This window comes from Streptococcus mitis, from assembly GCF_026782895.1.
Taxonomy (GTDB): domain Bacteria; phylum Bacillota; class Bacilli; order Lactobacillales; family Streptococcaceae; genus Streptococcus; species Streptococcus mitis_CB.
Genome location: NZ_JAKUXJ010000002.1, coordinates 273,733 through 295,621 on the forward strand (window position 1 = coordinate 273,733; position 21,889 = coordinate 295,621).

The 21,889-nt window shown below is 39.5% G+C and carries 19 protein-coding genes, 1 pseudogene and 1 riboswitch; all 20 genes and pseudogenes read left to right on the forward strand.

All coding sequences use genetic code 11. The features are described from left to right. The first annotated feature begins 23 nt into the window (after positions 1-23). On the forward strand, positions 24-872 hold the full coding sequence (locus MK480_RS03100) for an SAM hydrolase/SAM-dependent halogenase family protein (RefSeq protein ID WP_045612295.1): 849 nt from the start codon (positions 24-26) through the stop codon (positions 870-872). Between the two features lie 15 nt (positions 873-887). Then, complete coding sequence (locus MK480_RS03105; RefSeq protein WP_033689391.1) at positions 888-1,433, forward strand: ECF-type riboflavin transporter substrate-binding protein; 546 nt, start codon at positions 888-890, stop codon at positions 1,431-1,433. A 168-nt stretch (positions 1,434-1,601) separates the two neighbouring features. Continuing rightward, positions 1,602-3,284: an ABC transporter ATP-binding protein gene (locus MK480_RS03110; RefSeq protein WP_261126540.1), complete on the forward strand. Its 1,683-nt coding sequence runs from the start codon at positions 1,602-1,604 to the stop codon at positions 3,282-3,284. Beyond that, on the forward strand, positions 3,269-4,099 hold the full coding sequence (locus MK480_RS03115; protein WP_261069588.1) for an energy-coupling factor transporter transmembrane component T family protein: 831 nt from the start codon (positions 3,269-3,271) through the stop codon (positions 4,097-4,099). The genes MK480_RS03110 and MK480_RS03115 overlap by 16 nt, the downstream gene beginning before the upstream one ends. Before the next feature lie 315 nt (positions 4,100-4,414). After that, a complete protein-coding gene (locus tag MK480_RS03120; protein ID WP_261069663.1) occupies positions 4,415-4,927 on the forward strand; it encodes a GNAT family N-acetyltransferase in 513 nt (170 codons plus the stop codon). 283 nt (positions 4,928-5,210) lie between these two features. Continuing rightward, on the forward strand, positions 5,211-5,714 hold the full coding sequence (locus MK480_RS03125) for a tRNA (cytidine(34)-2'-O)-methyltransferase (protein WP_153199641.1): 504 nt from the start codon (positions 5,211-5,213) through the stop codon (positions 5,712-5,714). A 53-nt stretch (positions 5,715-5,767) separates the two neighbouring features. After that, a riboswitch (FMN riboswitch) is annotated at positions 5,768-5,917 on the forward strand. 153 nt (positions 5,918-6,070) lie between these two features. Further along, entirely contained in the window at positions 6,071-6,634 is a 564-nt protein-coding gene (locus MK480_RS03130; RefSeq protein WP_000185823.1) for an ECF transporter S component, read from the forward strand. After that, complete coding sequence (locus MK480_RS03135) at positions 6,624-7,274, forward strand: phosphatase PAP2 family protein (RefSeq protein ID WP_268707173.1); 651 nt, start codon at positions 6,624-6,626, stop codon at positions 7,272-7,274. Before MK480_RS03130 ends, MK480_RS03135 begins: the two co-directional genes overlap by 11 nt. Before the next feature lie 27 nt (positions 7,275-7,301). Continuing rightward, positions 7,302-7,721 (forward strand): chromosome partitioning protein ParB, encoded by a 420-nt coding sequence (locus MK480_RS03140; RefSeq protein WP_261012167.1) that lies wholly within the window; start codon positions 7,302-7,304, stop codon positions 7,719-7,721. Positions 7,722-7,725: 4 nt separating this feature from the next. After that, the gene (locus MK480_RS03145; RefSeq protein ID WP_192855497.1) at positions 7,726-8,175 is read left to right on the forward strand and encodes a GNAT family N-acetyltransferase; all 450 of its coding nucleotides are present in this window, start codon (positions 7,726-7,728) and stop codon (positions 8,173-8,175) included. A 270-nt stretch (positions 8,176-8,445) separates the two neighbouring features. Next, complete coding sequence (gene pheS, locus MK480_RS03150; RefSeq protein WP_031237702.1) at positions 8,446-9,492, forward strand: phenylalanine--tRNA ligase subunit alpha; 1,047 nt, start codon at positions 8,446-8,448, stop codon at positions 9,490-9,492. Continuing rightward, the gene (locus MK480_RS03155; RefSeq protein WP_000619938.1) at positions 9,492-10,001 is read left to right on the forward strand and encodes a GNAT family N-acetyltransferase; all 510 of its coding nucleotides are present in this window, start codon (positions 9,492-9,494) and stop codon (positions 9,999-10,001) included. The genes pheS and MK480_RS03155 overlap by 1 nt, the downstream gene beginning before the upstream one ends. A 76-nt stretch (positions 10,002-10,077) precedes the next feature. Then, a complete protein-coding gene (pheT, locus tag MK480_RS03160) occupies positions 10,078-12,483 on the forward strand; it encodes a phenylalanine--tRNA ligase subunit beta (protein ID WP_268707174.1) in 2,406 nt (801 codons plus the stop codon). 235 nt (positions 12,484-12,718) lie between these two features. Next, positions 12,719-13,612 carry an ABC transporter ATP-binding protein gene (locus MK480_RS03165; protein ID WP_261265883.1) on the forward strand — a complete coding sequence of 298 codons (894 nt, stop codon included), beginning with the start codon at positions 12,719-12,721 and terminating at the stop codon, positions 13,610-13,612. After that, the gene (locus MK480_RS03170) at positions 13,609-14,808 is read left to right on the forward strand and encodes an ABC transporter permease (protein ID WP_268707175.1); all 1,200 of its coding nucleotides are present in this window, start codon (positions 13,609-13,611) and stop codon (positions 14,806-14,808) included. Before MK480_RS03165 ends, MK480_RS03170 begins: the two co-directional genes overlap by 4 nt. Before the next feature lie 215 nt (positions 14,809-15,023). Further along, positions 15,024-15,470: a 50S ribosomal protein L13 gene (gene rplM / locus MK480_RS03175; RefSeq protein ID WP_001044624.1), complete on the forward strand. Its 447-nt coding sequence runs from the start codon at positions 15,024-15,026 to the stop codon at positions 15,468-15,470. Positions 15,471-15,488: 18 nt separating this feature from the next. Next, positions 15,489-15,881 (forward strand): 30S ribosomal protein S9, encoded by a 393-nt coding sequence (rpsI, locus tag MK480_RS03180; protein ID WP_000075973.1) that lies wholly within the window; start codon positions 15,489-15,491, stop codon positions 15,879-15,881. A 552-nt stretch (positions 15,882-16,433) separates the two neighbouring features. Further along, positions 16,434-16,628 (forward strand): hypothetical protein, encoded by a 195-nt coding sequence (locus MK480_RS03185; RefSeq protein WP_000469564.1) that lies wholly within the window; start codon positions 16,434-16,436, stop codon positions 16,626-16,628. 420 nt (positions 16,629-17,048) lie between these two features. Further along, positions 17,049-17,815: pseudogene (locus MK480_RS03190) on the forward strand (transposase). A 454-nt stretch (positions 17,816-18,269) separates the two neighbouring features. Continuing rightward, positions 18,270-21,889 (forward strand): Rib/alpha-like domain-containing protein (locus MK480_RS03195; protein ID WP_268707176.1); only part of this gene is annotated, 3,620 nt, incomplete at its 3' end.

The following is a 21,889-nucleotide window of genomic DNA, read 5'->3' on the forward strand; positions in this document are numbered from 1 at the left end:
TAAAGGATACACAAGGAGATAAAATGAATAATAATTTACTGGTATTACAATCAGACTTTGGTCTGGTTGATGGTGCGGTATCGGCTATGATTGGAGTGGCTTTAGAAGAGTCTCCAACCTTAAAAATTCATCATTTGACGCACGATATCACGCCTTATAATATTTTTGAGGGGAGTTACCGTCTCTTTCAGACGGTGGATTACTGGCCTGAGGGAACGACATTTGTATCGGTGGTCGATCCAGGTGTCGGCTCGAAACGTAAGAGTGTGGTTGCCAAGACTGCAAAAAATCAATACATTGTCACGCCAGATAATGGGACGCTTTCTTTTATCAAGAAACACGTTGGCATTGTAGCTATTCGTGAGATTTCTGAAGTGGCCAATAGACGTCAAAATACAGAGCATTCTTATACCTTCCACGGTCGTGATGTTTATGCTTATACTGGTGCTAAACTAGCCAGCGGTCACATTAGTTTTGAGGAAGTGGGGCCAGAGCTCAGTGTAGATCAGATTGTGGAGCTTCCAGTCGTAGAGACCATCATAGAAGATCATCTGGTGAAGGGAGCTATTGATGTTCTGGATGTGCGTTTTGGTTCGCTTTGGACCTCGATCACGCGAGAAGAATTTTACAAGCTGGAACCCGCATTCGGTGACCGTTTTGAAGTGACTATCTATCACGCTGATATGCTGGTCTATCAAAATCAAGTTGTTTATGGCAAATCATTTGCAGATGTGAGAATTGGGCAACCCATCCTTTACATCAACTCCCTCTATCGTTTAGGTCTGGCTATCAACCAAGGTTCCTTTGCTAAGGCCTATAATGTGGGTGTCGGTTCATCTTGGACCATTGAAATAAAGAAAATAGAATCATAAAATAGGAGAATATAGATGAAAAATCAATCAATTAAACAAGTTGTTGCTATCGGTGTTGGAGCTGCGCTCTTTGTTGTCATTGGGATGATCAGCATTCCGACACCTGTTCCAAATACAAGCATCCAGCTTCAGTATGCGGTACAGAGCCTCTTGTCTATCATTTTTGGCCCTCTAGTGGGATTACTTGTTGGTTTAATTGGTCATGCAGTGAAGGACTCTCTTGCTGGCTACGGTCTTTGGTGGACTTGGATTATTGCTAGTGGTCTCTTTGGTCTAGCCGTCGGACTCTTTAGAAAATACATTCGAGTAACACAGGGTGTTTTTGAGTTGAAGGATATTGTCTTCTTTAACCTCATTCAGATTGTTGCAAATGCTCTTGTTTGGGGTGTCTTGGCACCACTTGGAGATGTTGTGATTTATCAAGAAGCAGCAGAAAAAGTATTTGCCCAAGGGATTGTTGCGGGAATTGCTAATGCTGTAACTGTAGCTATCGCAGGTACCCTTCTCTTGCTAGCTTATTCACGTACACAGACTCGTTCAGGAAGTTTGAAAAAGGATTAATATAAGGGAAAAGGCTGGACAACCGGTCTTTTTTGATGTTTATTGATTAGTTAGGCAAGCAAGCTAGGATAGGACTCTTTTTGACGCTAAGATTTTACGAGAAGAGACTGTAAGAAGGAGTTAGTTTATGATAAAATAGAAGTCTAAGAAGCGAATGAAGAGAGTAAGATGAAAGAAGCTATAATTGAGTGGAAGGATTTCTCTTTCCAGTATGAAACGCAACAAGAACCGACCTTGCAAGGAGTGGACTTAACTATTTATAAGGGAGAGAAAGTTTTAATTGTTGGGCCATCTGGGTCAGGCAAGTCTACCTTGGGTCAGTGTTTGAATGGGATTATTCCAAATATTTACAAGGGTCAGACATCTGGAGAATTTTTGATCAAAGGACAAGCAGCCTTTGATATGAGCATCTATGATAAATCTCATCTGGTCAGTACAGTTTTGCAGGATACAGATGGGCAGTTTATCGGTCTGTCCGTGGCAGAAGATTTGGCTTTTGCTCTGGAAAATGATGTGACAGCTCTAGATGAGATGAAAAATCGTGTTCATAAATGGGCAGAAAAGTTGGACCTTATTTCTTTACTGAATCAGCGTCCTCAGGATTTGTCAGGTGGACAAAAGCAACGGGTTAGTCTGGCTGGTGTTTTGATTGATGAAAGTCCGATTCTCTTGTTTGATGAGCCACTCGCCAATCTGGATCCCAAGTCAGGTCAGGATATTATCGAATTGATTGACCAGATTCATAAGGAAGAGGGGACGACGACCCTTATTATTGAGCACCGTTTGGAGGATGTTCTGCATCGCCCTGTCGATCGGATTGTCTTGATAAACGATGGTCGTATCCTCTTTAATGGGGGTCCTGATCAGTTACTAGCGACTGATTTATTGACACAAAATGGAATTCGAGAACCCCTTTATCTGACCACTCTCCGTCAATTGGGTGTGGATTTAGTCAAGGAAGAACAATTAGCAGATCTGGATAACTTGTCTATCTCAAAAGGTCAGGTTCAGTTGCGGACGGAACTGGTAAAAGAAACCCCAGAATTGCAGTCACTCTTTAGACTAGAGGATGTATCTTTTTCTTATGATGATAGACCGATTTTGAAATCCATTCATCTGGATATTAAAAAAGGTGAAAAGATTGCCATTGTTGGAAAAAATGGTGCAGGGAAGTCAACTCTAGCCAAGGCTTTAAGTAGCTTTATCCAGACTGAAGGTCGCTATCTTTGGGAAGGACAGGATATAAAAGGAGATTCTGTTGCAGAGCGGGCGGGACGAGTAGGCTATGTGCTACAAAATCCCAATCAAATGATTTCGACCAGCATGATTTTTGATGAGGTAGCTCTGGGACTTCGTTTGCGAGGTGTGGACGAGAAGGAAATTGAAACGAGAGTCTATGAAACCTTGAAAATCTGTGGTCTCTATGAATTCCGTAATTGGCCCATTTCTGCCCTGTCATTTGGTCAGAAAAAACGTGTGACTATTGCATCGATTTTGGTCTTAGGGGCTGAAATTATCCTCCTAGATGAACCGACAGCAGGTCAAGACCAGAAGAACTATACTGAGATTATGGAATTTCTCGAAGAGTTACATCAAAAAGGGCATACCATTGTCATGATTACTCATGATATGCAATTGATGCTGGATTATTCAGACCGAGCTCTTGTCATGGTGGATGGAGAATTGATTGCCGATACTGATCCAGCTAGTCTGTTGAGCAATCCTGAGCTGTTAGTAAAAGCCAATCTAAAAGAAACTTCAATCTTCAACTTGGCCAAGAAACTAGACGTGGATCCACTTGCTTTAACGGCATTTTACAAAGAAAGGAGAGAAGGATGCAAGCTAAATTAATCGGTTACCAGCATAGAGATACTGTGATTCATCGCTTGTCAGGAGCTGGGAAACTCCTCTTTTTCATTCTCGTGTCATTGGCGGCCATGATTAGCTATGATACCAGACTGCTTGTTCTGATTGCCATCTTTTCGGTATTTCTCCTCTATTTGTCAGAAATCCGTTTTAAAGATGTTTCCTTTGTAGCAGTTTTTGCGACGGTATTTGCCGTTTTAAACGTTTTGATGGTCTATCTCTTTTCTCCCGAGTATGGGGTTGGACTTTACGGAGAGAGAAGTGTGATTTGGCAGGGAATCGGTGCCTACACTCTGACCAGTCAAGAGCTCTTTTATCTGCTAAATCTGGCCATTAAGTACCTTTGCACCATTCCTCTGGCTATTATCTTTTTGATGACAACCCACCCTAGTCAGTTTGCTTCCAGTTTAAATCAAATCGGTGTGCCTTATAAGATTACCTATTCTGTCAGTCTGACCTTGCGCTATATTCCAGATTTGCAGGAAGAATTCTTTACTATCAAGATGTCTCAGGAGGCGCGTGGGATGGAATTATCCAAGAAAGCTTCTCTTATGCAACGAATCAAAGGCAATCTGCGCATTATCACTCCCTTGATTTTTAGCTCGCTAGAACGCATTGATACCATTGCGACCGCCATGGAACTTCGCCGCTTTGGAAAAGAGAAAAAGCGCACTTGGTATAGTTATCAGGCCTTGAAAAAAGGAGATTATCTTACCTTGCTCTTGGCAGCATTGTTTTTAGTAGCTAGTTTACTACTTATCTTGCAGAATCAAGGACGATTTTACAACCCTTGGAAATAGTATTGTCAAAGTTTTCATTAGATAAGTAAAGAGAAATTATTCTATAACTTTTTATTGATAGATTGTATGAGAAATAAAGTTAACAATTGTATGCTTGAAACTTTTTGACAAAATATGAATTAGTTTGAATACTTTATAGTAGAATTTACACTACAAAATCAAAGTTATTCAAATATAATCATTTTCAACTAAGTTCAGTGTCATAATGTAGAGACGATATAAAATAGTAAAAGTACTTAATTTAAATCGTGTTAATTTCACTTTGTTTAAACATGAGAAAATTTGAATGTAGATAATGATGGGAGAGGATTTGTAATGATCAGTTTAGAGCTGTTGTCTGAAGAAAATAGTTTAGACGTCTATTCTTTTGAAAAAGAAAATCGAGAGTATTTTGAACGAAATTTATCTCCTAGACCAGCTAACTATTTTGATTTAGAAGGTTTTAAAGAAATTACGAGGGAGTTGTTAAGGGAACAAGAGAATCGGGATGTCTACATGCATCTTATCAGAGATTCGCAAGGCGTTATGGTCGGAAGAATTAATTTAAGTGTTTTAGAGAATAATCGAAAAACAGCAGAGCTTGGGTATAGGATTGGGGAAAATGTTAGCAATTTAGGTTATGCCAGCGAAGCGGTTAAACTCGTTTTAGAAAAAGCCTTCACGACTTATGGTTTCAATAGAATCATTGCAGGAACGGCAACAGGTAATCTAGCCTCTCAGAGGGTGCTTTTAAAAAATGGCTTCACCTTTAGTAGGGTTATAGAAAATGACTTACAAATTCATAATGAGTGGATTCATACAGCAGTATTTGAGATAACGAGGTCATAATATCATCATTCCCAGTCCACAGATAGGTATAAAAGAGTAAGCAATTTTTGCAGATATTTAAGAATTTTCCCCTAGAAACCCTTGGAAATAGCTTGAAAAAATTGAAAAAATCAAGTCGTTTCTATTGACAATGATTCTGAAAGTGTTATACTAAGAAAGTAGTTTCGCTGATTTACTTCAAACCTGTTGTGAGGTAAGTTAACGATGCCTTAACCACGCTGTTTGCTGAGCTTGACTCCGGGCAGTGTGGCTATTTTTTTGCAATGGTGAAAGGAAGCAAGTCATGACAAATCACATTGTATTATTTGAACCTCAAATTCCACAAAATACAGGCAATATCGCGCGTACTTGCGCTGCGACCAATTCTCCCCTCCACATCATCAAGCCAATGGGCTTTCCTATTGACGACCGCAAGATGAAGCGAGCTGGATTGGATTATTGGGATAAGCTAGAGATTTATTTTTACGAGAGTTTGGAGGATTTCATGTCTCAGATGAAGGGAAAACTCTATCTGATTTCTAAATTCGCGGAAAAAGTCTATTCTGAGGTGGATTTATCGACTAACGAAGGCCATTATTTTCTCTTTGGACGTGAAGATAAGGGCTTGCCTGAGGACTTTATGCGAGAACATCCTGAGAAAGCTCTCCGTATTCCTATGAATGATGAACATGTCCGCAGTCTCAATGTGTCTAATACCGTCTGCATGATTGTCTACGAAGCCCTCCGCCAGCAGAACTTTGCAGGTCTTGAGCTCGTTCATACATATGAAGCAGATAAATTGAAATAAAAAATGAAAATGAACAAAATGCTTGCGCTTGCAAGCGTTTTTTGTTATGATAAAAGAGTCTTCAGGGCAGGGTGTGATTCCCGACCGGCGGTGACTTTAACTAGGAAATGATCTTTTCCTTCTCTTTAAAGAAGTCCGCGAGCGCAAGCTGATGTGGTGAGATTCCACAACCGACAGTATAGTCTGGATGGGAGAAGACGAAAGAATAGCTTTGTCTGTTCTGATAGATTTATAGCTAAATTGTAACCGTTTGCTCAATAGAGTGCGAGGGAACTTTTGGGGTATAAAAAGTGAGAATAGATAGGGGAATCCTTTCTAACTTCTTCTGATTTTATAGAAAATTGGAGGAACCTGTTATGACAAACACACGTCGACTTTCGACCATTGCGATTCTATCAGCCATCTCATTTGTGCTGATGTACTTTGACTTTCCGCTTTTGCCAGCGGCGTCCTTCCTCAAGATCGAATTTAGTATCTTGCCAGTCCTTGTGGGTCTGGTGGTCATGGATTTGCCTGCTGCTCTAGGAATTCTCTTGCTTCGCTCACTCTTGAAATTGCTTCTTAATAGTCAAGGAGTGAATACTTACATTGGTTTGCCGATGAATATCGTAGCTTTGGGAGTTTTTGTCATCGTATTTGCTTTGATTTGGAAAAAGGAACGGACAACTCTTCGTTTCCTACTAGGCTCTCTAGCTGGGACTATTGGTTTAACCGTGGCTATGTTGGTTCTTAACTATGTTTACGCTGTTCCTTTGTACGCTAAGTTTGCTAACTTTGATATTGGAAAAATTTTGGGACTTTCCAACTACCTAATGACCATGGTATTACCTTTTAACTTGATTGAGGGTGTAATCTTTTCCGTTTCATTCTGGTTGTTGTATGTTCTCTTGAAACCAACCTTAAAACATTATGAGAGATAAACAAACATTTTTAATGAAGGGCAGTTTTGCCCTTTTACTTTTCGTTATTCTTGGCTACATGGTCAAATTTTACCCTGAAACGCTGGTCGGTTTTGACCAACCGATTCAGACTGCCGTTCGAGGAGACTTGCCAGATTATTTGACTATTCTTTTCCGAGCTATCACACGCTTGATTGATATCCCGGTGATTATCACTTGGGTTGTCATTACAGCTTTTGTCTTTTATCGTAAGCGGTGGAAGATAGAAAGTTTCTTCATGCTGGGAAATCTGGCTTTGGCCGGTCTTTTAATCGTGACTTTTAAAAACATCTACCAGCGCCCACGGCCAGCTATCTTACACTTGGTTGAGGAGAAGGGATTTTCCTTCCCAAGTGGTCATTCTCTGGCTGTAACCTTGATGGTAGGTTTTCTGATTGTCATTCTCAGTCAACGGATTAAAGATCGGGTCTGGAGAAAAATCGTACAAATCGTCCTTGGCCTCTACCTAGTCAGTGTGTTGGTATCAAGGGTCTATCTGGGAGTTCATTATCCATCAGACGTTCTTGCCAGTCTCTGTGTGGGCTTGGGAGTCTTGTTTATCGAGTTTCCCTTCTATGACAAGCTACGCTTCCAATGGCGATTTAAAGGCAAGCAGAAGTGAGTATCAAATTCCCTTGAGGAGAAAGAAATGAAAGTCAATATAGCAGATCTTCATCCGACTCAACTATACTTATCAGAAAAGAAGTTGCAAGATATTCAGATGCTTTACCAGTCGGCAGAAAGAATCCAAGTCGATCCAATCAGTATTCTTGCCTTTGGAGATTGCTTGTTGATTACAGATGGGCATCACAGGGCTTATCAGGCTTTATTGGCAGGTCGGGATACGATTTCTGCTGAGTTTGATAGAGATGGTGGTGATGAACTATATCATCTCTATGCGCAAGCCTGCGAAGAAAGAAAAATTTACTCTGTTCTGGATTTAAAAAATCATATCTTAGCTCAAGATGAGTATGAAGCAAAATGGTATAACTGGTGTGATGGTTTTAATCAAGCAGCAACTCTTTTGTTGAAAAGGAAAGCAGATGAAACGGATTTTACAAATAGATAATGCACTGCGTCTTGTTCCTTATTATAAGGTCAATCATTGTGAAGAAGCTTTTGCTTGGTATCAGGATGTGAACTTGGTTCACCTCGTAGATGGTGTGAAGAGACCTTATAGTCAAGAAACTTTGGAAGCTATGTATTCCCATTTGGATCAGCATGGTGAGCTTTTTTGGATTGAAGTCAAGGAGAAGGGAGAATGGTTTCCAATTGGGGATGTTACACTATCTCAGGATAATCTCCCCATTGTGATTGGGAATTCCGCTTACCAACATCGAGGACTTGGGAAAAAGATTCTAAGTGCTTTGATTGAATTGGCTCGAGTAAAAGGATGGAAAGAATTGAGAGTCAAGGAAATCTACACCTACAATCATGCTTCTAGGAGGTGTTTCAAGTCGCTTGGATTTGTGGAAAATGGAGCAACAGAAAAAGGAACGAGTTTTGTATTGAAATTAGTCTAATCTAACTTGTTTTTTAACTCAAAATCTGATAAACTATATAGTAATTGAATAGAAATCTGCAAGACTAGTAACTCAAGGGAAGTATATCAGGGAGGAGAGCCGTGACTGCAAGCTCTCTATATGAAAGCTGGGTGAATTCACTTGTGCATGGATTTAGAAATGAAGGTCTGACTTGTCAGATAAAAACGGATGGTACCGCGTGTCAACGCTCCGAGTGGAGTTTTTGGCATGTGGTTTTCTTTTTATCTACGAGAGACTGATGGAGGAATTATGTCAACTATTGAAGAACAATTAAAAGCGCTTCGTGAAGAAACGCTGGCTAGCTTGAAGCAGATTACTGCTGAAAATAAAAAAGAGATGCAAGATTTGCGTGTTTCTGTCCTTGGGAAAAAGGGTTCACTTACTGAAATCCTCAAAGGGATGAAAGATGTCTCTGCTGAGATGCGTCCGATTATCGGGAAACACGTCAATGAAGCTCGTGATGTCTTGACAGCAGCCTTTGAAGAAACAGCTAAACTATTGGAAGAAAAGAAAGTCGCAGCTCAATTAGCAAGTGAGAGTATCGATGTGACCCTTCCAGGTCGTCCAGTTGCGACTGGTCACCGCCACGTCCTCACACAAACCAGTGAAGAAATCGAAGATATCTTCATCGGTATGGGTTACCAAGTCGTGGATGGTTTTGAAGTGGAGCAAGACTACTATAACTTTGAGCGTATGAACCTTCCCAAAGACCACCCAGCTCGCGATATGCAGGATACTTTCTATATCACTGAAGAAATCTTGCTCCGTACCCACACGTCTCCAGTTCAGGCGCGTGCTATGGATGCCCATGATTTTTCTAAAGGTCCTTTGAAGATGATCTCGCCAGGGCGTGTGTTCCGTCGTGATACGGACGATGCGACTCACAGTCACCAATTCCACCAAATCGAAGGTTTGGTTGTTGGGAAAAATATCTCTATGGCAGACCTTCAAGGAACACTTCAATTGATTGTGCAAAAAATGTTCGGTGAAGAGCGTCAGATCCGTCTGCGTCCATCTTACTTCCCATTCACAGAGCCATCTGTTGAGGTGGATGTTTCTTGCTTCAAGTGTGGTGGAGAAGGCTGTAACGTATGTAAGAAAACAGGTTGGATCGAAATTATGGGGGCCGGTATGGTTCACCCACGTGTCCTTGAAATGAGTGGTATCGATGCGACAGTTTACTCTGGATTTGCCTTTGGTCTTGGTCAAGAGCGTGTAGCTATGCTCCGTTACGGAATCAACGATATCCGTGGATTCTACCAAGGAGATGTCCGCTTCTCAGAACAGTTTAAATAATGATTAGAAAAGTAGAAAAGGCAGATGTTGGGGTGTTGTCCAAAATTGCCAAACAAACCTTTAGTGAAACATTTGCTCATGATAATACGGAAGAGCAGTTACAGGAATACTTTGAAGAGTCTTATAGTCTGAGAGTTTTGTCAACTGAGTTGGAAAATCCAGAATCCGAAACCTATTTCATTATGCATGAAGAGGAGATAGCTGGTTTTCTCAAAGTCAACTGGGGAAGTGCTCAGACTGAGAGAGAATTAGAGGATGCTTTTGAAATTCAACGCCTCTATGTGCTACAAAAATTCCAAGGATTTGGACTAGGTAAGCAATTGTTTGGATTCGCTCTTGAACTTGCTACAAAAAATAGTTTTTCTTGGGCTTGGTTAGGTGTTTGGGAGCATAATACAAAAGCTCAAGCATTTTATAATCGATATGGTTTTGAAAAATTTAGCCAACATCATTTTATGGTTGGTCAAAAAGTAGATACAGATTGGTTACTGAAAAAGAAATTAAGGTAAGAAGATGATTCTTCTATTGAAATGATAGGAAAGGAAAATAACTAGAGTGACAACTGTCATTCTGGAAAACTAAATTATGCTTGTATCTTATAAATGGTTAAAAGAATTGGTGGACATTGCTGTGCCATCACAAGAGTTGGCTGAAAAAATGTCAACCACAGGGATCGAGGTCGAAGGTGTGGAATCACCTGCTGCTGGTCTCTCAAAAATTGTCGTCGGTGAGGTCTTGTCTTGCGAAGATGTGCCAGAAACTCACCTCCATGTTTGTCAGGTTAACGTTGGCGAAGAAGAAGCCCGTCAAATCGTCTGTGGTGCACCGAATGTGCGTGCTGGTATCAAGGTTATGGTGGCTCTTCCAGGAGCTCGCATCGCTGACAATTACAAGATCAAAAAAGGGAAAATCCGCGGTCTTGAGTCACTTGGAATGATCTGTTCACTTGGTGAATTGGGAATTTCTGACTCAGTTGTGCCAAAGGAATTCGCAGATGGCATCCAAATCTTGCCAGAAAATGCCGTTCCAGGTGAGGAAGTTTTCTCATATCTAGACTTGGATGATGAAATCATCGAACTTTCAATCACCCCCAACCGTGCGGACGCTCTTTCTATGCGTGGAGTGGCTCATGAAGTGGCAGCCATCTATGACAAGGCAGTCAACTTTAAAGAATTTACTCTAACAGAAACAAACGAAGCCGCTACAGATGCACTTTCTGTAGGCATTGAAACAGACAAGGCTCCTTACTATGCGGCTCGTATCTTGGACAATGTGACTATCGCACCAAGTCCACAATGGTTGCAAAACCTTCTCATGAACGAAGGCATCCGTCCTATTAATAACGTAGTGGACGTGACCAACTACATCCTGCTCTACTTTGGTCAACCAATGCACGCCTTTGACTTGGATACCTTTGAAGGGACTGACATCCGTGTGCGTGAAGCGCGTGCTGGTGAAAAATTGGTGACTTTAGATGGTGAAGAACGTGACTTGGACGTGAATGACCTAGTCATTACTGTCGCTGACAAGCCAGTAGCCCTTGCCGGTGTCATGGGGGGGCAAGCAACAGAAATCTCTGAAAAATCTAGTCGTGTTGTCCTTGAAGCTGCTGTTTTCAATGGCAAATCTATCCGTAAGACAAGTGGTCGTCTTAACCTTCGTTCTGAGTCATCTTCTCGCTTTGAAAAAGGGATTAATGTGGCAACTGTTAACGAAGCTCTTGATGCGGCAGCTAGCATGATTGCAGAGCTTGCAGGTGCGACTGTGCGTAAGGGTATCGTTTCAGCGGGTGAACTTGATACCTCTGATGTGGAAGTTTCTTCAACTCTTGCTGATGTTAACCGTGTCCTTGGTACAGAGCTTTCTTATGCTGATGTAGAAGACGTCTTCCGTCGTCTTGGTTTTGGCCTTTCTGGAAATGCAGCTAGCTTTACAGTCAGTGTCCCACGTCGCCGTTGGGATATCACTATTGAAGCAGATCTCTTTGAAGAAATCGCTCGTATCTATGGTTATGACCGCTTGCCAACTAGTCTACCAAAAGACGATGGTACAGCAGGTGAATTGACTGCGACACAAAAACTTCGCCGTCAGGTTCGTACCATTGCTGAAGGGGCAGGTTTGACAGAAATCATCACCTACGCTCTAACAACTCCTGAAAAAGCAGTTGAGTTTACGGCTCAACCAAGTAACCTTACGGAACTTATGTGGCCAATGACAGTGGATCGTTCTGTCCTCCGTCAAAATATGATTTCTGGTATCCTTGATACGGTGGCTTATAACGTAGCTCGTAAGAATAAAAACTTGGCCCTTTATGAGATTGGTAAAGTTTTTGAACAAACTGGCAATCCAAAAGAAGAACTTCCAAATGAGATTAATAGCTTTGCCTTTGCCTTGACAGGCTTGGTTGCAGAAAAAGATTTCCAAACAGTAGCAGTTCCAATTGATTTCTTCTATGCTAAGGGAATCCTTGAAGCCCTATTTGCTCGTTTGGGACTCCAAGTAACTTATACAGCAACATCTGAAATTGCTAGCCTTCATCCAGGTCGTACAGCAGTCATTTCACTCGGTGACCAAGTTCTTGGTTTCCTTGGTCAAGTGCATCCAGTCACTGCTAAGGCTTACGATATTCCAGAAACGTATGTGGCTGAGCTCAACCTTTCAGCCATCGAAGATGCCCTTCAACCAGCTGCTCCATTTGTAGAAATTACTAAATTCCCAGCAGTCAGCCGTGACGTTGCCCTTCTCCTCAAGGCAGAAGTCACTCACCAAGAAGTTGTGGACGCGATCCAAGCTGCCGGCGTGAAACGTTTGACAGATATCAAACTCTTTGACGTCTTCTCAGGTGAGAAATTGGGACTTGGTATGAAGTCAATGGCTTATAGCTTGACTTTCCAAAATCCAGAAGACAGCTTAACGGACGAAGAAGTCGCACGCTATATGGAAAAAATCCAAGCGTCTCTCGAAGAAAAAGTCAATGCAGAAGTGCGTTAAAGTATCAATCCATCCTTCGGGGTGGATTTTTGCTTTTTAAATAACAATTCAGGATCAAAAATAGACAGTTGAGGAACAGAGAAGATAAATTGGAGTTTAGCAGTGTATAATGTACTCATAACTCAAAGTACTCTAAGATTTTTTACTAAAATGAGGATGACAAAAATGGACAGAAATCATTGTAAAGGCTATCAAAAAGGAGTATAATGAGTGCAAGACATTTCGGAGGTGAAAGATGCTAGAAGTAAGAAGTCTAGAGAAAAGTTTTGGATCCAAGCAAGTTTTGTTTGGTATTGACTTTCAAGCGCGACCAGGTCGTATTTTGGGACTAGTCGGAAAAAATGGTGCTGGGAAGACAACGATTTTCCACAGTATTTTGAAGTTTTTAGAATATCAAGGAGAAATTAGTCTGGATGGTCAGGATATTCGTCAGGAGACCTACACTCGGATTGGCTATCTGCCTGAAGAACGCAGTCTCATGCCTAAATTGACAGTCCTTGAACAAGTTCGTTACTTGGCGACTCTAAAAGGTATGGATGCTAAGGAAATCAAGGAAAAACTCCCTCAATGGATGAAGAGGTTGGAAGTGAAAGGGAAACTGACTGATAAAATCAAGAGTCTGTCAAAAGGAAATCAGCAGAAGATTCAGCTCATCATTACTCTGATTCATGAACCAGACTTGATTATCTTGGATGAGCCTTTCAGTGGATTGGACCCGGTCAATACAGAATTGCTCAAGCAAGTCATTTTTCAAGAAAAAGAACGTGGGGCAACCATTATCTTTTCTGACCATGTCATGACCAACGTCGAGGAGCTTTGTGACGATATTCTCATGATCCGAGATGGCCGTGTGGTCTTGCATGGACCGGTCCAGGATGTCCGTAATCAATACGGGAAAACGCGTCTCTTTGTTTCAAGTGAACGAAGTAAGGAAGAATTGGAAAATCTTCCTCATGTCAAACAGGTGAGTTTGACCAAACAAGGCAGTTGGAAATTGATCTTAGAGGATGAGAGCGCTGGAAGGGAACTCTTCCCAATCTTGACTCAGGGGCAATACATCGCAACCTTTGACCAGCAAGCGCCAACAATTGATGAAATCTTTAAACTAGAATCAGGGGTGGAAGTATGAGAAATATGTGGGTTGTAATGAAGGAAACCTATCTTCGACATGTTAAGTCATGGAGTTTCTTCTTTATGGTGATTTCGCCGTTCCTCTTTTTAGCCTTATCTGTAGGAATTGGCTACCTCCAAGGGTCTTCTATGGCCAAGAATAGCAAGATAGCAGTAGTAACAACAGTGCCATCTGTGGAAGAAGGGCTCAAGGGTACTAATGGTATCAACTTTGATTATAAGGATGAAGCCAGTGCCCAAACTGCTATCAAGGATGAGAAAATCAAGGGTTACCTAACCGTCGACCAAGAGGACAGCGTCATCAAGGCCGTCTATCATGGTGAAACCTCTCTTGAAAGTGGCATCAAACTAGCTGTAACCAATAGACTAAATGAACTGCAATACCAACTCAATCGTTCGGCAGCTAATTTGTCTCAAGAACAGGAAAAACGCCTGAGTCAAACCGTTGATTTTACTGAGAAGATTGATGAATCTAAGGAAAACAAAAAAATTGTTCAAACCATTGCGGCCGCAGGGCTTGGTTTCTTCCTTTATATGATTTTGATTACCTATGCTAGTGTCACTGCTCAGGAAGTGGCTAGCGAGAAAGGAACCAAAATCATGGAGGTGGTCTTCTCTAGTATCCGAGCTAGTCATTATTTCTACGCTCGCATGCTGGCTCTGCTTCTTGTGATTTTGACCCATATTGGCATTTACGTCGTGGGTGGACTTGCTGCCATTCTTCTCTTTAAAGACCTACCAATCTTGGCACAATCTGGTATTTTAAACCATATAGGAGAGGCTTTCTCGCTCAACACCTTATTGTTTGTCTTGGTTAGCCTCTTTATGTACGTTGTTTTAGCAGCCTTCCTAGGTTCTATGGTTTCTCGTCCTGAGGACTCAGGAAAAGCCTTGTCGCCTTTGATGATTTTGATTATAGGTGGTTTTTTTGGAGTGACAGCTCTAGGTGCAGCTGGTGACAATCTCATCTTGAAGGTTGGTTCATATATTCCCTTTATTTCGACTTTCTTCATGCCGTTTAGAGCTATTAATGGCTATGCAAATGGGTTAGAAGCTTGGATTTCGCTTGCTATTACGATTGCTTTTGCAGTAACTGCAACAGTCTTTATCGGACGTATGTATGCTAGTCTCGTTCTGCAAACAGATGATTTAGGTCCTTGGAAAACCTTTAAACGTGCCTTATCTTATAAATAGAAGAGCCTCGCGAAAGCGAGGTTTTTTAGAGATAAAAAGAGTGGAATTCAGAAAAATATTTTTCATATCTATTGACTTTTAGGGGTGAAATTTGGTATTATAGTAGGCGGTATTGTTTACCCCATTTGAAAGGCCCCGGAACCTTCCAAATACTTTTCGATGGGAAGGAACACCCATCACCGTAAACAAAAATCGAACTATATATAGGAGAAATCATGAACAAAACAACATTTATGGCTAAACCAGGCCAAGTTGAACGTAAATGGTACGTAGTTGACGCAACTGATGTACCACTTGGACGTCTTTCTGCAGTAGTTGCTAGCGTACTTCGCGGAAAAAACAAACCAACATTTACACCACACACTGATACAGGTGACTTTGTAATTGTTATCAATGCTGAAAAAGTTAAATTGACTGGTAAAAAAGCAACTGATAAAATCTACTACACTCACTCAAACCACCCAGGTGGATTGAAACAAATCTCTGCAGGTGAACTTCGTTCTAAAAATGCAGTACGTTTGATTGAGAAATCAGTTAAAGGTATGCTTCCACACAATACTCTTGGACGCGCTCAAGGTATGAAGTTGAAAGTATTTGTTGGAGCTGAGCACACTCACGCTGCACAACAACCAGAAGTTCTTGACATTTCAGGACTTATCTAAGGAAAGGAACAATAAAGTATGTCACAAGCACAATATGCAGGTACTGGACGTCGTAAAAACGCTGTTGCACGCGTTCGCCTTGTTCCAGGAACTGGTAAAATCACTGTTAACAAAAAAGATGTTGAAGAGTACATCCCACACGCTGACCTTCGTCTTGTCATCAACCAACCGTTCGCAGTTACTTCAACTGTAGGTTCATACGACGTTTTCGTTAACGTTGTAGGTGGTGGATACGCTGGTCAATCAGGAGCTATCCGTCACGGTATCGCTCGTGCCCTTCTTCAAGTAGACCCAGACTTCCGCGATTCATTGAAACGTGCAGGACTTCTTACACGTGACTCACGTAAAGTTGAACGTAAGAAACCAGGTCTTAAGAAAGCTCGTAAAGCATCACAATTTAGTAAACGTTAATTCGAAAGAATTACTATACTTACAAAGAGCACCTTTCGGGGTGTTCTTTTTTGTACTTTCTTGATAAATTGGTGCAATTGACACAGTTGTGGTGACTTTAGTCGCTTACAAATGTGGCTGCAACCTGACGAGGTCAGTTGCCTCAAAACGTTAATCAATACGATTATATCAATATTTCAAAGAGTCTGGGACAAAAGTCTAACCTTAAATATAAAAAGCGAACAAAACGAGGTATCTGACACTCAGAATTTTGTCTTGTTCGCTTTTTTTGTCTAATCTATCGATTTTTAAAACTTATAATAAAGAATTCCTGAAATAAAAATCTTTTTGTCCCAAACTCTTTTTTGTCGATTTTTAAGCTCGAATAGCTTTGTGATAACCTTCTGATAACCTCTGAAAGTTTAGTTCCTTTAACAGAAGAGTTGGAACAAGTCGGAAAGAATATCAATTCTATAGCCCGTCTTGCAACTGTAGTTGGGAGAATAAGCTATGAAAATAAAATGGATATGTCTATTATGATGCAAAAAATAGTTGACGTGATGGAGGAAAAAGATGTTTATTTTCAAAAGTAATATGGATAAGGATTTCGATCAGATATGCGAATACATACTGAAATTAAAGCGAGCAGAATTATTTCTTCATGGAATTAAACAACAAGATAAAACGAAGGCTCGTTTGTATCATGCGATGCTGGAATACTATGATGCTAACCATAAAAAAGAAAGACATATGAGGATTTTAAAATAAGGAATCGCGGTTAAATTGAACTGCACCCTAAAAGTTAGACAGAAAAATCTAACTTTTGGGATGTTTTTATATATCTTTTTAAAATATTTGTACACACAAATGACAGTCAAATTGATTTTTTGGATTATTTTATCGAAGGGGATAGATTTCTCATAATATGACTTTGCGAGCTCAGAGTCTGTATACACACACTCCTAAAATCACCCCCAAAATTTGTATACACAAAGTGTATGTACTTTTTGGGGTGATTTGAATTTTGGGGAATCCCCAAACCTCAAGTTGTTAATTTGAATGCCATAACAACAAGCCAATAATTGATTTTAATAAATTGTACTCGTAGTGCTATTTACTTTCAAAATACAATAAAAAGCTCAAAAGGACTACACTGTAAGTGTCGAAACAAACAGGAGGTTAGCCCCAATGAGCGACTTACAATATACAGGTAAATCTCATCACTTGCAATGGACTTTGAAACAATTATCAAAATTTGTCTTCAGCTATATAGTGAACAATGTCCCGGATCTTACAAACATCGTAACAATATCAGCTTGTCTAAGGTTTCAGATCAGTCTCTATTAGTTTTGCTTATTTTACAGACTGAACTAGGCATTAAATCATCTTCGTCATTTCTATCGGATATGCCAACTCTTTCCTTGTGGGTGTCTCCCTGAAAGAAGCCGATTTAATCGATAGTTAAGACAGTTGATTTGGTTAGTTCAAATCATTCGGCAAGCCATGAATACTCAACTTTCTCAAAATAGCATTGTCATCATCGATAGTTTTTCATTATCATTTTGTCAACCTGTTCGTAATCATTGAGCATGTATTTTCCATGAACTAGGCGACATTGGTTACAATTCCTCTAAGTACCTTTGGTTCTGAGGATTCAAAGTACATCTGTTGGTTACTCTATCAGGCTATATTCTGAATAACGTTGTGACACTTGTCTTAGAACATGACATTGATATTTTCATTGCGTACCTAGGATGTCCTAGTCAACGAGGTCTCAATGAACATTCTAATGGCTTATTAAGACGAAATAGACTACCGAAACAAATGGATTTTACTAATATTTCTCAAAATTATTTATCAGCTAAGCTGATAAAAGAAATAGAATTCCTAGAAAGTCTTTGAATTATCAAATACCATGCCAAGTTTTTCTGAGTTACATGAAAAATCTAACTTAATTTGACAATCTAGGTTCTGAATATTTCATAAAGTATTAAATCGATAAATAGTATAGAATTTTTCAAGAATTATGCTAAGAGATATACGTAAAAAGGTGTTTCTTTAGAGGAGAGATTTGGGAGTGGGGACCTAGTTTACATTTTATAAATTTAATGTATTCATAGTGGGTTTGAGTAATGTTAAGTTATACTTAAAAATATATTTAATTAATACTTTGTGACTCTGCTTCGGTATCAATACTAGAACCTCTACAGAATTATAGTGGAATGAAATAAAATATGAATAAACTGATTGGGAAATTCAAATAAATTTCTAGCAATATTTTAGAAGTAGCAGTGTACCACTCTAGATTCAATCCATTAAAATAAAATATGGAAGAAAAGGGTAGAGTAATTTTGAATAATTTGATATAATGAACTGTATTAATTAATGCTTTATTAAGGGGTTTCTGTTATGTTATTTAATCGTAAAGGAATAAATCAAAAGAATTGGAGAATGGTAAAAAAAGGGAAGCATTTTCTTTTTGGCTGTACTCTTTTTTTAGCAACTGGTGCAATAGGATTGCAACAAACACAAGTTGTCAGAGCAGATGAAGTGGCATCTTCAGTTGTTACATCAATGAACTCGGCAGAAGATGGAGATGATAGGGATAAAGGTAAAACACCTAAAGAGGAAGTAATTAAGCAGGAAGATAATGAGATTAATTTGGGAGTCACTTCTCCATTATCAAAAAAATCTGATGAGCTCGATAAAAAAGAGGATGTAGCTAAAACAGAGGTTAATAAACAATCTTTAATCGAATTAATAGAAAAAATTAAGAATATAGACTTAAGCAAAAAAACTATAGATTCAGTAGAGAAATTGAATCTTTCTTTGTCGCGCGCACAACAACTGATGGAAAGTCCGAAAGTAAGTCAAGAAGAGGTAGATAAAGAAGAGAAAGCTCTTAAAGAATCTTTTGAAAAATTAGAGGATAAACCTGAAAAAGAAAAAGCCTCAGAGTCTAGAGAAAAAGCTGAGCCTCAAAAAGAAGAGAAATCAGATTTAAGCAAAGAAAAAATAGCAAAAGTAACAGAAACTGTAAATGAAATTTACAGTTTAGCTAATCAAATAAATTATGAGTTCAGCGATACTGAGAAAGAATTAGTTAAAACAGCTGAAAAACGTTCTGAGGATAGTAACAGGGAGGGCGAGGTAGAGTCGCTCCTTAAAGAAGTCACACGTCTTCGAAATAAAGTAGCCAATCGCATGACAAGAGCTCATTCTGGTAAACGTGATCCACGAAATGGACAACCGATTAATGGGAATGGTGAGAGTAGATTTAGGGCGGTATACTTTTTACCTACGCAAAATCAGCATGGAAGAGGAGAAGCTGGGTTAGTTAATGAAACTAGAACTGATTTGACGTATTATAATTCTGATGAGATATACTCATTTATGAGAGTTTTAGGTCAAAGAGGTCCAGGAGAACCTTTATATAAGTATGAATATGGAGAAAATAGAGGTAAGGAAGATAAATCACCATATTATTTAAAAACTGTAGGTGTTATTAGTGGTTTAGATAAGCTTAAAGGTATAACATTGAGAGTTGCTTATAAAAATCCTCGTACTGGAAAGGAAGACTTTCAGGATATCACATCTGGTGTATGGCCTGTTAATAATCCAGAAGTTAAAGCGGTTATAAGAGGTTGGCTTGGGCGTTATGATAAAACGGGAGAAGCTGTTGAACCGGGTGATTATAGAGTAACTATTGCGGCAGGAAGAAAGAACCCGGAAAATAGTATTACTTATACATTTCATGTAAAAGCTCAAAGTGAGCGTAATACGGTTAATGATTTGGCAACACCAACTTATGTAGATGATGTCCGCCATTTAACGGAAACCGAAAAAACAGCTTTAATTAAAAAGTTTGAGGCTGCACACCCAGGAGTAGTCAATAGAGCAGTTCACATTGACTATGATCATGCTGAAGTTTCAGCTGATGGTGCAACAATGACGATTCACTTTAAAGATGGATTTGCACCTAAAACAATTCAAACAAATGCACAGAATGAGCCTATAGCAAAACATCAAAATATTACGGCATTATACGGAGATCCACAAGATTTCTATAAAAATCCTAGAAATCTTGTGAAGTCAAAAACAGGAAATGAACTTCCATCAACTGTTGATGTAACATGGAAAACACCATTTAATTTACAACAACCGGGAACTGGAAATGCTGTTGTTACGGTAACTTATCAAAATGGAACCGTTAAAGATGTTACTACACCGTATACGGTACTAGATTTCGTAGGAAAACAAGATAAACGTATTAATCAACATCAAAGTGGTGAACTAGGTGATGCTAGAAGTTATATTACTCTTTCAAATGGAACTGCACCTGCGAATGATTTAACGATTCGTTGGAAAGGTGGCTCTACTGTAGACACTTCAAAACCAACGGTTCATCATAAGCAAGTTGAAATTCTTCGTGGAAATACAGTGATGAAAACAGTGGATATTCCAGTTGAAATTGTTGATAATATTAGACCGACAGTAGAGATTCCTTATGATAATCCTGGTAATCAAGAAGTTTATGTATATTCACATGAGAATAATAATATCACTTTAAAAGCAAAAGATAATAATGGAAAAGTTTCAAAAGTTTACTTAGCATTTGCCGCAGATAATAGACAGGGACTAGGACAAGAAGATAATAGCTATTTAGGTGGAGGAAGCCCAGATGGCTTATATCTAACAGCAACTAAGATTAAATCTGAAACTACAGGTTCAGATGCACAACCAGCAACAATTACGGTGAGTGGGAATATTAATAATCAACCATTTGCCGGTGAAAAATCAATCACGCGTTATTTATACACCGAAGATCCCGCTGGAAATACGAACTATGAACATGTAGGTCATGCGAATGACAATGGAGCACCAGGACGTGTTCGTTTTGTATGGAAGCCACAAACGTTCAAATATACAGCAACTGCAAATTCTCAAACACAAACAGTCAGCTATAAAGAGGAACCAAGTGCAGAAGCAAGTATCAATAAAACAGGATTACCATCAGGGACAACATATGCTTGGAAAACAAAACCAGATACATCAAGCCCTGGTAACAAATCTGGGGTAGTAGAAGTCACTTATCCAGATACTTCAAAAGATACTGTGAATGTAACTGTAAGTGTTCGTAAGTTAAGCGATGAATATGCTCCTACAGGAAATAAAATCGTTAGAAATCAAAATGTTCCGGTTACAAATAATGACTTAAAAGCAGCAGTTGCTATTAGTAATAACGGTAATAGTAAGGTTAAATCCGTTACTGCTGGAACGATTAGTACAGCAAATGCAGGAACTCAAACGATTAAAGCGACTGTTACTTATTTAGATAATACGACAGATCCAGTTGACATACCTTTAGAAGTAAAAGACGTAACAGCTCCAACGATTACAACACCAAGTGATAGACAAAATTGGGATTTAATTGCATTGGATAGAACATTACCTTCTATAAAAGTTGCAGCTACTGATAATACAGGAGGAACTGGTGTTAAATCAACAACGGTAACGGGCTTACCAGATTTCTTAGTATATGACAATGCGACTAAGACAATTAAATTTAAAAATGGAGTTCAAGAAGTAACAAAATTACCTGTTGGACAAGATAGTAAAACTTATACTGCAACTATTCAAGTAACAGATAATGCAGACAATCCTAGTCAAAGACAATTTACGATTACCGTCAAATCAATGACTACGAAATATACTGCGACACCGAATGGGCAAAAACAAACGGTGAGTTATGATGTAAAACCAGATGCAGGAACAAGTGTTAATAAAAATGGATTACCAGCAGGAACAACCTATACATGGGCAACAACTCCAAGTACAACAACAGGACCTGGAGATAAAGCAGGTAGCGTAACTGTAACATATCCTGATGACTCAAAAGATACCGTGAATGTAACTGTAAATGTTCGTGCACAAAAAGATGAATACAAACCAGAACCAACAGTCCAAACAGTGGACAATGGAGCAGTACCAGAAGCAAGAAACAGCATTGGCAATGTGGACAGCTTACC